The 14,343-nt window shown below is 68.2% G+C and carries 12 protein-coding genes; 9 read left to right on the top strand and 3 right to left on the bottom strand.

Annotation, left to right across the window (positions count from 1 at the left end):
- Positions 1-112 precede the first annotated feature (112 nt).
- The 3 genes from hisD to ACVPT3_RS14380 are packed head-to-tail and all read right to left on the bottom strand — an operon-like array spanning position 113 to position 2,602.
- The gene (gene hisD / locus ACVPT3_RS14390; protein ID WP_492041548.1) at positions 113-1,420 is read right to left on the bottom strand and encodes a histidinol dehydrogenase; all 1,308 of its coding nucleotides are present in this window, start codon (positions 1,418-1,420) and stop codon (positions 113-115) included.
- Positions 1,420-2,301 (bottom strand): ATP phosphoribosyltransferase, encoded by an 882-nt coding sequence (gene hisG / locus ACVPT3_RS14385; RefSeq protein ID WP_183198808.1) that lies wholly within the window; start codon positions 2,299-2,301, stop codon positions 1,420-1,422. The genes hisD and hisG overlap by 1 nt, the downstream gene beginning before the upstream one ends.
- Before the next feature lie 10 nt (positions 2,302-2,311).
- A complete protein-coding gene (locus tag ACVPT3_RS14380; RefSeq protein WP_492041547.1) occupies positions 2,312-2,602 on the bottom strand; it encodes a YerC/YecD family TrpR-related protein in 291 nt (96 codons plus the stop codon).
- A gap of 152 nt (positions 2,603-2,754) precedes the next feature.
- On the opposite strand from ACVPT3_RS14380, the gene ACVPT3_RS14375 reads away from it, so the two are divergent.
- From ACVPT3_RS14375 to ACVPT3_RS14335, 9 genes are all read left to right on the top strand, one after another.
- Entirely contained in the window at positions 2,755-3,960 is a 1,206-nt protein-coding gene (locus ACVPT3_RS14375) for an NAD(P)/FAD-dependent oxidoreductase (RefSeq protein WP_492041546.1), read from the top strand.
- 250 nt (positions 3,961-4,210) lie between these two features.
- A complete protein-coding gene (locus ACVPT3_RS14370) occupies positions 4,211-5,632 on the top strand; it encodes a circularly permuted type 2 ATP-grasp protein (protein ID WP_183198815.1) in 1,422 nt (473 codons plus the stop codon).
- Positions 5,632-6,570, top strand: coding sequence for an alpha-E domain-containing protein (locus ACVPT3_RS14365; RefSeq protein WP_492041545.1), 939 nt, complete (start codon positions 5,632-5,634; stop codon positions 6,568-6,570). Before ACVPT3_RS14370 ends, ACVPT3_RS14365 begins: the two co-directional genes overlap by 1 nt.
- Before the next feature lie 2 nt (positions 6,571-6,572).
- Positions 6,573-7,412: a transglutaminase family protein gene (locus tag ACVPT3_RS14360; RefSeq protein ID WP_492041544.1), complete on the top strand. Its 840-nt coding sequence runs from the start codon at positions 6,573-6,575 to the stop codon at positions 7,410-7,412.
- A gap of 64 nt (positions 7,413-7,476) precedes the next feature.
- Positions 7,477-8,259: a proteasome-type protease gene (locus tag ACVPT3_RS14355; protein ID WP_492041543.1), complete on the top strand. Its 783-nt coding sequence runs from the start codon at positions 7,477-7,479 to the stop codon at positions 8,257-8,259.
- A 106-nt stretch (positions 8,260-8,365) separates the two neighbouring features.
- Entirely contained in the window at positions 8,366-10,669 is a 2,304-nt protein-coding gene (locus tag ACVPT3_RS14350; RefSeq protein WP_492041542.1) for a TonB-dependent receptor, read from the top strand.
- Positions 10,670-10,748: 79 nt separating this feature from the next.
- Complete coding sequence (locus tag ACVPT3_RS14345) at positions 10,749-11,435, top strand: Fe2+-dependent dioxygenase (RefSeq protein WP_492041541.1); 687 nt, start codon at positions 10,749-10,751, stop codon at positions 11,433-11,435.
- 91 nt (positions 11,436-11,526) lie between these two features.
- The gene (locus tag ACVPT3_RS14340) at positions 11,527-13,584 is read left to right on the top strand and encodes a TonB-dependent receptor (protein ID WP_492041540.1); all 2,058 of its coding nucleotides are present in this window, start codon (positions 11,527-11,529) and stop codon (positions 13,582-13,584) included.
- A 70-nt stretch (positions 13,585-13,654) separates the two neighbouring features.
- Positions 13,655-14,335 (top strand): PepSY-associated TM helix domain-containing protein, encoded by a 681-nt coding sequence (locus tag ACVPT3_RS14335; RefSeq protein WP_492041539.1) that lies wholly within the window; start codon positions 13,655-13,657, stop codon positions 14,333-14,335.
- Positions 14,336-14,343 lie beyond the last annotated feature (8 nt).

The following is a 14,343-nucleotide window of genomic DNA, read 5'->3' as shown; positions in this document are numbered from 1 at the left end:
ATGGGGTGAGTTTTGCTTTGCTGAAGAAAGACTCCCCTCTCCGACCCTAGTTCGCTGTGCGAACGACGGGCCACCTCTCCCGCAAGCGGGAGAGGGTCTTTGAGGACGACCGTCATCCTTCAGCCCTCATGTCCGCCGCGCGGGCGTGGGCTTCCAGGCCCTCCATCCGGGCCAGGCGGGCGGCGATGGGGGCCAGGGCGCGGGCGCCGGCCTCGGAGACCAACTGGACCGACATGGTGGCCATGAAGCTGGCGGTGGTGACGCCGCCCAGGGTGCGGGCGCCGCCGTCGGTCGGCAGGACGTGGCTGGGGCCTGCCGCATAATCGCCCAGGGTCTCGGCGGCGAACCGGCCGACGAAGACGGCGCCGGCGGCCTTGATTGAGTCCACCAGGGGCTCGGGGTCGTCGATCTGGATCGCCAGGTGTTCGGGGCCATAAAGACTGGCGACCTCTGCGGCGGCGTCGAGGTCGCGGACCAGGATGGCGCGGGCCTCGTTCAGCGAGGCGCGGGCGATGGCTTCGCGCGGCAGGGTCGAGACCTGAACCTCAACCTCTGACAGGATGTAGTCGATGGTGGCGCGGCTGGTGGAGACCAGGATGACCTGGGCGTCGGCGTCGTGCTCGGCCTGGCTGAGCAGGTCGGCGGCGGCGATCTCGGGCGCGGCGTCGCGGTCGACGATGACCATCAGTTCGGACGGGCCGGCGGGCATGTCGACGGCGGGGCCGCCCGGAAGAGCAGACGCCTGTTTCTTGGCCTCGGCGACATAGGCGTTGCCGGGGCCGAACAGCTTGTCGCAGGCGGGAATGACCCCGTCCTCCAGCTCGACGCCGAAGGTCAGGGCGGCGATGGCCTGGGCCCCGCCCATCAGCCAGATCGCGTCGAGCTCGGCCTCGGCGGCGGCCAGGATCATGGCGGGGTGAACGCCGCCGTCCTTCGAGGGCGGGGTGACGGCGACCCGTTCACCCACGCCCGCGACGCCGGCCGGGATGGCCAGCATCAACAGGGAGGAGAACAGGGGCGCGGTGCCGCCAGGGATGTAGAGACCGGCCGAGGCGATGGGACGCCAGGCCAGTTTGGAGCGCACGCCGGGCGTGGTCTCGATGAAGGGGGTGTCTTCGGGCTTGGTCGCCTGGTGGAAGACGCGGACATTCTCGGCCGCCATGCGCAGGGCGCGGACGTCGCCGGGGGGCAGGGCGTTGCGGGCCTCGGCCACGGCTTCAGGGGTGATGGCGATGCGGCGGGGTGGGGCCTTGTCCAGCTTCAGGCACCAGTCGGTGACCGCCGCGCCGCCGCGCCCGCGCACGTCGTCCAAGATGGTGCGGACCACCTCGGTGACGTCGCCGGCGGTGCGCTGGGCCGGGCGGGCGAGGGCCGCCCTTTTCCCGGCGGCGTCGAGGGAAGACCAGTCAATCAGCTTCATCACATCATCTTCTCGATGGGCAGGACCAGGATGGCCGAGGCGCCGGCGGCCTTCAGCTTCTCCAGCGTTTCCCAGAAGACGGCTTCCTGACAGACGGCGTGGACGGCGACGGCGTCGTCGCGGCCCATCAACGGCATGACGGTGGGCGAGCCGGCGCCGGGCAGGATGGCCGTGATCTCATCAAGCGCCGAACGCGGGGCGTTCAGCATGACGTATTTGGCGCCTTGCGAGGACACCACGCCCGACATCCGCTCGATGATGCTGTCCAGCAGGTGCTGCAGGGCGGGTTCGGGGGCGACGGGCGACTGGATCAGGACGGCCTGGCTTTCCAGCACCGTGTCCTTGGCGCCCAGGCCGTTGGCCTCCAGCGTGGCGCCGGTCGAGACCAGGTCGCAGATGGCGGCGGCCAGCTTCAGCCGTGGCGCGACCTCGACGGCGCCGCGCATGACGACGATGTCGGCCTTGACCCCCCGCTCGTCCAGGAAGCGGCGCAGGATCTTGGGATAGGAGGTGGCGATCCGCAGGCCGTCCAGCGAGGCCGGGCCGTCATAGGCCAGGGTCGGGGGGGTGGCGATCTTCAGGGTGCAGCGGCCGAAGCCCAGGGGCATGACCACGGACGCGTTGGCGCCGCCGTTGCGGCCTTCCTCCAGCACATTCTCGCCGACGATGCCCAGGTCGCAGACGCCGTCCGCCACGAAGGTGGGGATGTCGTCGTCGCGGACGCGCAGCAGGTCGATCGGATAGTTCTCGACCCGATACAGCAGGTCGTTGTGGCCCTTGACCCATTTCAGACCCGCGTCGCGGATCAGGTCGAGGCTGCGGTCGGCCAGACGGCCGGATTTCTGGACGGCGATGCGAAGCCGGCCTTGGACGGTGCTCATGTTTGGATACTCAGTTCGTGTTCTTCAGGCGGTCCAGGGCGATGCGGTAGCCCTGGTGCGGCATGTCTTTGAGATAACGGGCGACGCGGACGACGGTGGTGGGGCTGGCGTGGGCCTCGGCCGCGATCTCGCGATAGGATTTGCCGCCGGCGTCGAGCAGGCGCGCCACCTGCCAGCGCTCGGTGAAGGCGCGCAGTTCCGCCGGGGTGCACAGATCGGCCAGAAAGGCGTCGATCTCCTCGCGCGTCTGCATAGACAGCAGGGCGTCATGGAGGGCGTCGCGGGCGGGCGGGGGCGTCATGCGCGTTCCACTATGCTGTAACGGTGGAACGGTCAAGGGGCGGCGTGAGTCGTGACTGGTGACTCGTGATGGGGTGCGCGGGCTCCAGTCACGACTGACGATTCACCAATCACGACTTACGCCCGCCCGCGCACCGCTCTATCTGTCCGGCCATGAGCAAGATCCTGATCATCGGCGCCGGACATGCCGGCGGCTCCGTCGCGGCGTTTCTGCGGCAATACGGCCATGAGGGGCCGATCGTGCTGGTGGGCGAGGAGGATGCGCCGCCTTATCAGCGGCCGCCCCTGTCCAAGGCCTGGCTGAAGGGCGAGGCGGATCTGGAGGCGCTGCTGCTGCGGCCGCTGAGCTTCTATGAGGAACAGGGCATCGAATTCCGGCCCTCGACGGTCGCCGCGTCGGTGGACCCGGAGGCGAAGACCGTCGCTTTCCATGACGGGTCGAGCGAGACCTATGACGTCCTGGTGCTGGCGACGGGATCGACGGCGCGCAAACTGCCGGTTCCGGGCGGGGACCATCCCGGCCTGCTGGAACTGCGGACGCTGAAGGACGCGGCACGGCTGAAGGCCGTGCTGGGGCCGGGCAAGCGGTTGGCGGTGGTCGGCGGCGGCTATGTCGGCTTGGAGGCGGCGGCTTCGGCTCGGGCCCTGGGCGCCGAGGCGGTGGTGATCGAGCGGGCGCCGCGCGTGCTGGCGCGGGTGGCGTCAGAGACCCTGTCGGCCTTCTTCACCGCTCAGCATCGGGCGCATGGTGTTGAGATCCTGACCGGAGCCGAGGTGGTCGCGGTCGCTCATGACGGGGTGACGCTGGCGGACGGATCGGTGGTGCAAGCGGATGCGGTTCTGGTCGGGGTCGGGGCGCTGGCGTGCGAAAGCCTGGCCCGGTCGGCGGGCCTGCGCTGCGACGACGGGGTGGTGGTGGACGATCAGGCGCGGACCAGCGATCCGGCCATCTTCGCCGTCGGCGACATGACGCGGCGGCCGATACCGGTTCACGACGGGGTGCATCACCGGCTGGAGAGCGTGCCCAATGCGCTGGAACAGGCGAAGCAGGCGGCGGCGGCCATCGTCGGGCGGCCGGGACCGGCGCCGGAGGTTCCGTGGTTCTGGTCCGATCAGTACGACTTCAAGCTTCAGATCGCCGGATTGCCGTTCGCGGCCGACCGCCAGGTGGTGCGGGGCGACCCGTCGGCGGGGGGATTCGCGGTCTTCCACCTGAGCGGCGACCGGGTGGTCTGCGTCGAGGCGGTGAATGCGCCGCCGGAGTTCATGGCGGGCAAACAGCTGATCGGGAAGGCGACGCCGGTGGATGTGGCGAAGCTGGCGGATCAGGCCGTGTCGATGAAGGCGGTGGGGGTCTGATTTCACCTCCCCATGCGCGAAGGCGCATGGGGAGGACAGACCGCGAAGCGGTCAGGAGGGGGCGACTCCGACGGCGAAGGCGACCCGCTGAAATATCAGAGACCGAGTCGCCCCCTCCTGGTCGCTGGCGCGACCGGTCCTCCCCGTTCGCCTTCGCGAACGGGGAGGTGAGCGTCGCCGCAGTGCAACAAAACTGTTGCGCTTTTCGTTGGGGATGGATCAAGCTGCGAACTCAACGCGGCGGGGGCGAATGACGAGAGCTTTCGACGAAATGAACGGCGGCGGATCGGGGACGATCCGCGACAGCTACAAGACCCTGGCGGCCTGGCTGGAAAACGCCCCGCCGGATCTGCTGCAGGCGCGCTCGCGCCAGGCGGAGCTGTTCTTCCGCCGGATGGGCGTGACCTTCGCCGTCTATGGCGACGAGGAATCCAATGAGCGGCTGATCCCGTTCGACGTCGTGCCGCGCATCATCGGCGCCGACGAGTGGGGCGGGCTGGAGAAGGGGCTGAAGCAGCGGGTCACCGCCATCAACGCCTTCCTGAAGGACATCTATGGCCCCCAGGACTGTATCCGCGCCGGGATCGTGCCCGCCGACCTGATCCTGACCAATCCGCACTATCGGCCCGAGATGCAGGGCCGCCGGCCGCCGGGCGACGTCTGGTGCCATATCGCCGGGGTCGATCTGGTCCGCACGGGCGAGGACGGCTTCTATGTGCTGGAGGACAATGTCCGCACGCCGTCGGGGGTCTCCTACATGTTGGAGAACCGCGAGATGATGATGCGGCTGTTCCCCGACCTGTTCGCTGAACATGCGGTACGGCCGGTCGAAATCTATACCGACATGCTGCTGCGCTCGTTGCAGGCCTCGGCGCCGTCGGGGGCGGGCGAGGATCCGACCATCGTCGTGCTGACGCCCGGGCCGTTCAACTCGGCCTATTACGAGCACAGCTTCCTGGCGGACAAGCTGGGGGTCGAGCTGGTCGAGGGCGGGGATCTCTTCGTCAATGACGACACCGTCTATATGCGCACGACCGAGGGGCCCAAGCGGGTCGATGTCATCTATCGCCGCATCGACGACGACTTCATCGATCCCCTGACCTTCATGCCGAATTCGGCGGTCGGGGTGCCGGGGCTGATGTCGGCCTATTTCGCCGGGCGGGTGACCCTGGCCAATGCGGTCGGGACGGGGGTGGCCGACGACAAGGCCGTCTATACCTATATGCCCGAGATCATCCGCTTTTTCACCGGCGAGGACGCCATCTTGAAGAATGTGCCGACCTGGCGCTGCCGCGAGGCGGACGCGCTGAAGGAGGTGCTGGGCAAGCTGGATGAGCTGGTGGTCAAGGAGGTCGGCGGTTCGGGCGGCTACGGCATGCTGGTGGGGCCGACCTCGACCAAGGCCGAGATCGAGGCCTTCCGGGCCAAGCTGATCGCCGACCCCGACGACTTCATCGCTCAGCCGACCCTGAGCCTGTCGACGGCGCCGACCCTGAACGGCGGAAGCTTGTCGCCGCGGCACGTCGATCTGCGGCCGTTCGTCCTGTCCAGTCCGGCGGGGGTGCGGGTCGCGCCCGGCGGGCTGACGCGGGTGGCGCTGAAAGAGGGGTCGCTGGTGGTCAACTCCAGTCAGGGCGGCGGAACCAAGGACACCTGGGTGCTGGATAACTGATGCTCTCACGCACCGCAGACAGCCTGTACTGGACCGGCCGCTATATGGAGCGGGCGGACTTTCTCGCACGCATCCTGGAGGCGGCGATCCGCCTGGCGGCCCTGCCGGCCAAGGACCAGGCCACGGTCACCGCCTGGGCCGGCGCGATTTCGTCGTCGGGCGTGAAGTCGGCCTTCGACGCGACCGGCCGCACGGTGTCCGAGAAGTCCGTTCGTGAATACCTGGCCTTCGGGGCCGACAATACGACCTCGATCAAGGCCTGTATCACCAAGGCGCGGACCAACGCCCGTTCGGTGCGGACCGCCCTGACCATTGAGCTGTGGGAGGCGATCAACGGCGCCTGGAACGGGCTGAACGAACTGGGCGAGCCGACCAAGCGGGACGATTTCACCAACTTCCTCGACTTCGTGAAGTCCACGTCGCTGGCGGTGGAGGGGGCCTCGTCGCGGACCATGTTGCGCAATGACGCCTACTGGTTCCTGCGGCTGGGCATGGCGATCGAGCGGGCCGACAACACCGCCCGCCTGCTGGACGTGAAATATCACCTGCTGCTGCCCCCGGGCGAACGAGTGGGGGGACAGCTGGACTATTTCCAGTGGACCACCCTGTTGCGCGAGGTTTCGGCCCTGACCGCCTATCGGTGGGTCTATCGGGAGTCTGTGCGGCCCTGGCTGGTGGCGGACCTGCTGGTGCTGAACCGGCAGATGCCGCGGTCGCTGGCCAGCTGCCAGGGGATGATCGTCAGCTATCTGGAGCGGCTGGCGACGGACTACGGCCGGCGCGGCCCGGCGCAGAGGCTGGCCTCCAACCGTCTGACCCAGTTCAACGAGGCCCGGATCGAGGACATCTTCCAGTCCGGTCTGCACGAATACATCCAGGGCTTCCTGAACGAGAACAACGCCCTGGCCGCCGCCGTCCACGAACAATATCTGGTCTGACCATGCGGATACGGATCGACCACTCCACCCGCTACGCCTACGCCCGCCCGGCGCGGTTCATCGTGCAGATGCTGCGGCTGGCGCCCAAGTCGTGTGAGAGCCAGCAGGTGCGCGAATGGCGGATCGAGACCGACGTCGACGCCCGACTGCGGCGCAGCGAGGACGCCTTCGGCAACATCGTTCACAGCCTCTATACCGAGCGGCCGACCGACGCCCTGACCATCCGGGTGACGGGCGAGGTCTCGACCGTGGACACCGGCGGCGTGATCCGGGGCCAGAACGACCGGCTGCAGCCGGGCGTCTATCTGCGCGACACCCGCCTGACCCAGGCGGACGCGGCCCTGATCGAGTTCGCGCGAGAGATCGGCGAGGGCGCGCCGCTGGAGCGGATGCACCGCCTGATGGGCGCGATCCATGGCGGCGTGGCCTTCGAGGTCGGGGCGACGTCCGCCACCCATACGGCTGCCGAGGCCTTCGACATCCGGCGCGGCGTCTGCCAGGACCACGCCCAGATCTTCATCGCCTGCGCCCGGAGCCTGGGTGTGCCGGCCCGCTATGTCTCGGGCCATCTGAACCGGTCGGACGGCCAGCACGACCAGGACGCCGCCCACGCCTGGGCCGAAGCCTGGATCGAGGGGCTGGGCTGGGTCGGGTTCGACGCGGCCAACGGCATCTGCCCGACCGACAACTATGTGCGGATCGCCACGGGGCTGGACGCCCTTGGGGCGACGCCGATCCGGGGGACCAGCTATGGCGGCGGGGTCGGCAGTCTGACGGTCGCCCTTCATGTGCGGCCTGTGCAACAGAGCCAGCAACAACATCAGAGCCGGGGATGGTCCTGATCGCCATGTCGCAGGAATCTGTTAGCGTCGAACGATTCGCAGGCTGGGGAGCGGATAGAGGCAAGTGACCTATTGCGTAGGCATGCTGGTGGAGGAGGGGTTGGCGATGATCGCCGACACCCGCACCAATGCGGGCGTGGACAACATCTCGTCCTATCGCAAGCTGCACGTGTTCAAGACGCCGGGCGAACGGATCCTGGCCGTGGCCACGGCCGGCAATCTGTCGGTGACCCAGACCGCCCTGGCCATGGTGGCCGAGGGGGTCAAGCTGCCCGACTCGACCGGGCCGGAAACCCTGGAGACTGCGACCAGCCTGTTCCGCGCCGCCCAGATTTTGGGCCACGCCATGGCGACGGTGCGGGCCACGATCAATACGCCGGCCTCGCCGATGGCGGACGCTCTGAACGTCAATGCTTCCATGCTGCTGGGCGGCCAGATCGCCGGGGGCAAGATGGGCCTGTACCTGATCTATGGTCAGGGCAATTTCATCGAGTGCGGGGCCGACACCCCCTATCTGCAGATCGGCGAGCTGAAATACGGCAAGCCGATCCTGGATCGCGCGCTTCATGACTACACTCCCCTGTCGGAGGCGGTGAAACTGGGTCTGATCTCGTTCGACTCGACCATTCGCTCCAATATCGCCGTAGGGCCGCCGCTGGACCTGATCGTCATTCCGCGCGACGGGCTGACGGGGATGGAGCGGCGCATTGATGCGGACGATCCCTATTTCCGCGACTTGGGCCGGCGCTGGTCGGAAGCCCTGGCCGCCGCGCATAAGGCCATGCCGGACCCGACCTGGCTGGACCTGACGCCCGCGAAGGCGGCGCGAATGAAGGCGGTGACCTGAACCATTTTCGACCGGGATGCGATTAAGTCGCAATTGTGCTTGTGAGATGCGGTGAAGCTGTTTATTGCGACCGCATCGCAAAATCAGGCCAAAAGGTCGCCTCAATATGTCCGAGTCCCGCGCCGCCGCGCTCCGTTCCCTCCTGTTTGCCTCCAGCGCCGCCGGCATGCTGGTCGCCGCGCCCGCCTTCGCCGCAGAGACGGCGGCCGAAGACGTCGCCATTGCGACGGCGCCTCAGACCGCGGGCCAGACCGAAGGGCTGGACTCCATCGACGTCACCGGCCGCCGCATTCGCCGCGAACCGGCCAGCCCCGAGTTCGTCGCGCCGCTGGTCGACACGCCGCGATCGGTGACCATCATACCGGAACAGATCATCACCCAGACGGCCGCCACCTCGCTGGAAGACCTGCTACGCAACTCGCCCGGCATCACCTTCGGCGCCGGGGAAGGCGGTCAGCCGCTGGCCGACCGTCCGTTCATCCGGGGCCAGTCTTCGGGCAACAACATCTTCGTCGACGGCGTGCGCGACGCGGGCGGACAGCAGCGTGAAGTCTTTGACCTGGAGCAGGTCGAGGTCATCAAGGGCGCCGATTCTGTCTATTCGGGCCGTGGCTCCGGCGGGGGCAGCATCAACCTCAGCTCCAAACAGCCGCGCCTGACGGACGCCGTCAGCGCCAGCGCGGGCGTGGGCACCGATAGCTACTACCGCGCCGCTGTGGACGGCAACTGGCGGCTGAACGACACCAGCGCCTTCCGCCTGAACCTGATGGCGACCGAAGGCGATGTTCCAGGGCGTGATGCGGTCGACTTCGAGAAGTACGGTCTGGCCATGGCGCTCGGCTTCGGCCTGGGGACCAAGACCTCCGCGACGATCAACTACTACCACCTGACCGCCGACTCGATGCCGGACTACGGCATTCCGCTGGACCGAAAGCTGGACAACAACTGGGCGATCAAGACGACGGACAGCCGGATCCTGAACGTGCCCTACGACACCTTCTACGGTCTGAAGGCGCGCGACTACATGCGCAACGAGGTCGACAGCGTCACGGTCAAGCTGGAGCACAAGTTCAGCGACACCCTGACCCTGCGCAATCTGACCCGCTATTCCGAGACGCTGAACGACTATGTGCTGACCAATCCGGGCGACGGCGGCACGGCGGTTCTGGTCGGCGACACCTGGTGGATGAAGCGGGGTCTGAAGTCGCGCTGGAACCCGGCCGAGACCTTCGCCAATGTCACCGACCTGTACGGCAGTTTCACCACGGGCGGGCTGAAGCATGATTTTGACCTGGGCGTGGAATATTCGCGCGAGATCAACCGCAACGCCTCCTACAACATCACCACCACCAGCGGCTCGGCCTGTCCGACCGGTGTCGGCGACTTCGACTGCACGCCGGTCTATGATCCCAATCCGAACGATCCGTGGACCGGCTCGATCGCGCGCGGAGCCGAAACCCACTCCAACACCACCAGCTGGGGCGTCTATGGCGCCGACTCCATCGCCTTTGGGCCGAAGTGGTTGCTGAACCTGGGCCTGCGCTACGACCGTTACGAGACCGAAGGCACGTCCATCGCCCGCGGCGCCGCTACGCCGACCTTCCACGAGGGCGAGTGGGACTTCGTCAACTATCAGGTCGGCCTGGTGTACAAGCCCACCTCCAACACCAGCGTCTATGCGTCCTACGCCACCTCCTCGACGCCGCCCACCGTGTCTGGCGGCGACCAGAACGGCGCGAGCGGCGGCGAGGGCAGCGGCAATCTGTCGGGCCAGCTCCTCGATCCGGAAGACACCGAGAACTATGAGATCGGCGCCAAGGCCGAACTGTTCGGCCAGCGGCTGACCCTCAGCGGCGCCGTGTTCCAGACGACGCGCAAGAATGCGCAAGTGCTGGTCGACACCGACCGGTACGCTCAGGTCGGCGAGGTCAAGGTCGAAGGGCTGGAGCTCGGCTTCTCAGGCAGCGTCACGCCGGCCTGGACCGTGTTCGGCGGCTATACCTATATGGACTCCGAGCTGGTTCGGGGCGCCGTCACCATCGTGGACGGCGCGCCTGTTCCGAGCGCCTTCGAAGGCGACCCGCTGGCCAATACGCCCAAGAACAGCTTCAGCCTGTTCACCACCTATCGCGTCCTGCCCAAGCTGAGCCTGGGCGGCGGGGTCTATTATGTGGACGACCGGTTCGGCGGAAACCAGGGCGGGGCCGGCGGCGGTTCGGCCGCCGTCTATGCGCCCAGCTACACCCGCCTCGATCTGTTCGCCTCCTATGACGTGACAGACCGCGCCAGCCTGCAGCTGAACGTCAAGAACGCCACGGACGAGGAATACATCATGCGGACCAACGGGGTTCACCATGCCGACCCCGCTCCGGGCCGGCAGGCGATCCTGGCGCTGAACCTGCGCTTCTAAAGGCCACGATCCCCGGCCTATATCTGGCGGCCCCGTCCTTCCGGCGGGGCCGTCTTTTCTTTTCGAGCGAGACCCGACCGTGCTGCTCCAGATCCCCGAAGTCTTTTCCAAGGCCGAAGTGAAGGTCCTGCGCGAGCGGCTGGACGCCGGCCCCTGGGCCGATGGCAATATGACTTCGGGCCACCAGTCGGCGACGGCGAAGCGGAACCAGCAACTGCCGGAAGACTCGGACGTGGCGAAGGAGGTCTCGGCCCTGATCGTCCAGGCGCTGAACGCCAATCCGATGTTCGTGGCCGCCGCCCTGCCGCACACCATCTTTCCCCCTCTGTTCAACCGCTATGAGGGCGGGGGCGAGTTCGGGCTGCACGTGGACAACGCCATTCGTCAGCAGCGAGGGGGCGGTGCTGTCCGTATACGGAGCGACCTTTCGGCGACCCTGTTCCTGTCGGAGCCCGAGGACTACGACGGCGGGGAGCTGATCATCGAGGAGATGTACGGGCCGCAGTCGGTCAAGCTGCCGGCCGGGGACCTGGTGCTGTATCCGTCCAAGAGCCTGCACAAGGTCATGCCGGTGACGCGCGGGGCGCGGGTCTCGTCCTTCATGTGGATGCAGAGCCTGATCCGCGACGACGGCGACCGCGAGATGCTGTTCCGCCTGGACGTGGCGACCCAGCGGGTGGCGACGGAGAAGGGGCCGAAGGATCAGGCGGTGATCGAACTGACCGGCGTCTATCACAACCTGCTGCGGCGCTGGTCCGAGGTTTGACGCCGGCCCGGTCCCTGTGACCTCGGGGCCGCAATCGGAGTTATAAGGTCGCAGCGGTGAACCAAGGCGGGGCTGGTCTATTGTGACCGGGATGTTCCAAGACACGCCCCCCGCACCGCCCGCCCAATTGTCTGAAATAACGGTGACGGCCGCCCGTCTGCCGCCCGCCGCCGCCGACGCCGCCTTTTCGGTGGTGCGGCTGGACCAGAGGGTGCTGGAGCGATCCGCCCGGCTGGACGAGGCGCTGCGGACCGTGCCGGCCGTGTCCCTGTTCCGCCGCACCTCCAGCCTGGCCGCCAATCCGACGACCCAGGGGATTTCGCTGCGGGCCATCGCGCCGTCCGGCGCGGGTCGGACCCTGGTGACGCTGGACGGGGTTCCGCTGAACGATCCGTTCGGAGGCTGGGTGATCTGGTCCCAGGTCGCGCCGGAATCGCTGGAGCGGGTGGATGTGGTGCGCGGCGCGGGGGCGGGGCCCTATGGCGCCGGCGCCCTGACCGGGGTCATCGGCCTGACGGAGCGGGACAGCGGCGGGGTGCTGGATGCCTCGGTCGCCGAACGCGGCGGGGCCAGGGTCGCGGGCTCCGGCTCGACCCGGATGGGCCTGTTCGGCGTGACCTTGTCGGGTCTGTACGAGACCAGCGACGGCTATACGCCGGTGCGCGGGCCGGCGGCGGGGGCGGCGGATAGGCCGCTGGATCTGGACAGCCGCAGCGCCGCCCTGCGGGTTGATGCGCCGCTGGACGGGCTGAACCTGGACGGGGCGAACCTGTCGCTGCGGGCGGCGACCTGGGAGGAGGATCGCGGGTCCGGTCTGCTGAACGCCCGGTCCAACGCCAGCGGCCACAGCCTGAGCGCCACGGCGGCCAAGGCGCCGCCCGTCGACGGGTACGGCTGGCGGCTGCAGGCCTGGCGGATCGAGAGCAATTTCGCCAACAGTTCGGCCTCGGTGGCGGCGGACCGGTCGACCACGACGCCGGCCAACAGTCAGTACAAGACCCCCGCCACGGGCTGGGGGCTGAACGCGGCCCTGCGCCGCCGCACCGCCGACGTCGCCGGCGGGCGGCTGGAATGGGAGGTCGGCGCCGACGCCCGGTTCAACGAGGGCGCGACCAACGAATTCTTCAGCAATCCCACCGGCGCGGGCTTTGCGCGCGGGCGTCGGGCGGGTGGCGAGACCTCGGTGGCCGGCGGTTATGTGGACGGGTCGTGGACCGGCGGGGACTGGTTGATCGCGGGCGGGCTGCGTTACGACCAGTGGAAGAACGAGGCGGGCTTCCGCTACGAATACACCCTGGCGACCGGCGCGCCGATCCTGGACGAGACGGACGAGGACCGGTCGGGCGAGGTGTTCAGCGCCCGTTTGGCGGCGCGACGGGATCTCAGCGGTCTGCTGGGCGCCGGCTACGCCTGGCGCGCGGCGGCCTATTCCGGTTTCCGGCCGGCGACGCTGAACGAACTGCACCGGCCGTTCCGGGTCGGCAACGACATCACCGAGGCCAATTCGGCGCTGGAGCCCGAGACCCTGCGCGGGATCGAGACAGGCCTGGCCTACGACCGTGCCGGAATCGCCTGGGGGGCGACGGTCTTCTGGAACGAGATCGAGGACGCCATCGTCAATGTCACGATCGGCGAGGGGCCGGGGACCTTCCCCCGCGCGGGCTTCGTGCCCGCCGGCGGGGTGCTGCGCCAGCGCCAGAACGCCGGGACCATCGAGGCCTGGGGCGTCGAGCTGAACGGGTCCATCCAGGCGACCGAGGCCCTGTCGCTGAACGCGGCCCTGTCCTGGACCGACGCCGAGGTGGACGGCGGGACGGCGGCGCCGCAGCTGACCGGCCTGCGCCCGGCCCAGGCGCCGGAGTGGAGCGCGACAGCGGGCCTGGACTGGCGTGCGACGCAGCGGCTGACCCTTGGGCTGGCCGCGCGGTATGAATCGGCGCGGTTCGACGATGACCTGAACAGCCGGACCCTGGACCCCGCCGTGACCCTGGACGCCCGGGCGGAGTGGGCGGCGCGCGAAGGCGTCATGGTCTGGGCCGCCTTGGACAACGCCTTTGATGAAGAGGTCGAGGTGTCGATGACCGGGACCGACGTCGCCGGCTACGCCCCGCCGCGCACGGTGCGGGCCGGGGTGCGATTCAGCTACTGACGCTCTCTGCGGCGATTTCGTCGCACGGACTGCTATTGAAAACGGTTCGCAACAGTGGCACAGCCACCTTGTGACCGAACGCGCCGCACACCCTCAGGCCGAGCTCCCCGCCAAGGACTCGAAGAAGCCGAAGGCGGCGCTGAACGGCGCGCGGTCCTTCTGGCTGAAACAGCTGCATTCCTGGCACTGGATTTCGGCGGCGGTCAGTCTGGTCGGACTGATCCTGTTCGCGATCACCGGCGTCACCCTGAACCACGCGGCCTCGATCCCCGCCGATCCGGTGACGGTCGAACAGACGGCGGCCCTTCCGGCGCCCCTGGTGGCGCGTCTGGCCGACTTCCCCGAGGAGACGACCGATCCCGTCCCCGACGCCGTGGCGCGCTGGTCGGCGCAGACGCTGAAGGCCGAGATCGCCGGCAAGCCGACCGAAACCACGGCCGAAGAAATCTATGTGGCCCTGCCCACGCCCGGCGGCGACGGATGGGTGACCATCGACCGTTCAACGGGTGATGTGCTGCACGAGAGGACGACGCGGGGATGGATCGCCTACCTCAACGACCTGCACAAGGGGCGCAACGCCGGGGCGGTCTGGTTCTGGTTCATCGACGTCTTCGCCGTCGCCTGCCTGATCTTCGCCCTGACGGGGCTGGGGCTGATGTGGCTGCACGCCAAGGGGCGGCCGTCCACCTGGCCCTTGGCGGCGCTTGGGCTGCTCGTGCCCGTCGTCATCGCCCTGATCTTCATTCATTGAACTTCGTG

Source organism: Brevundimonas sp. FV1ps31S (assembly GCF_058681265.1).
This window is presented reverse-complemented; position numbering and strand designations above follow the sequence as displayed.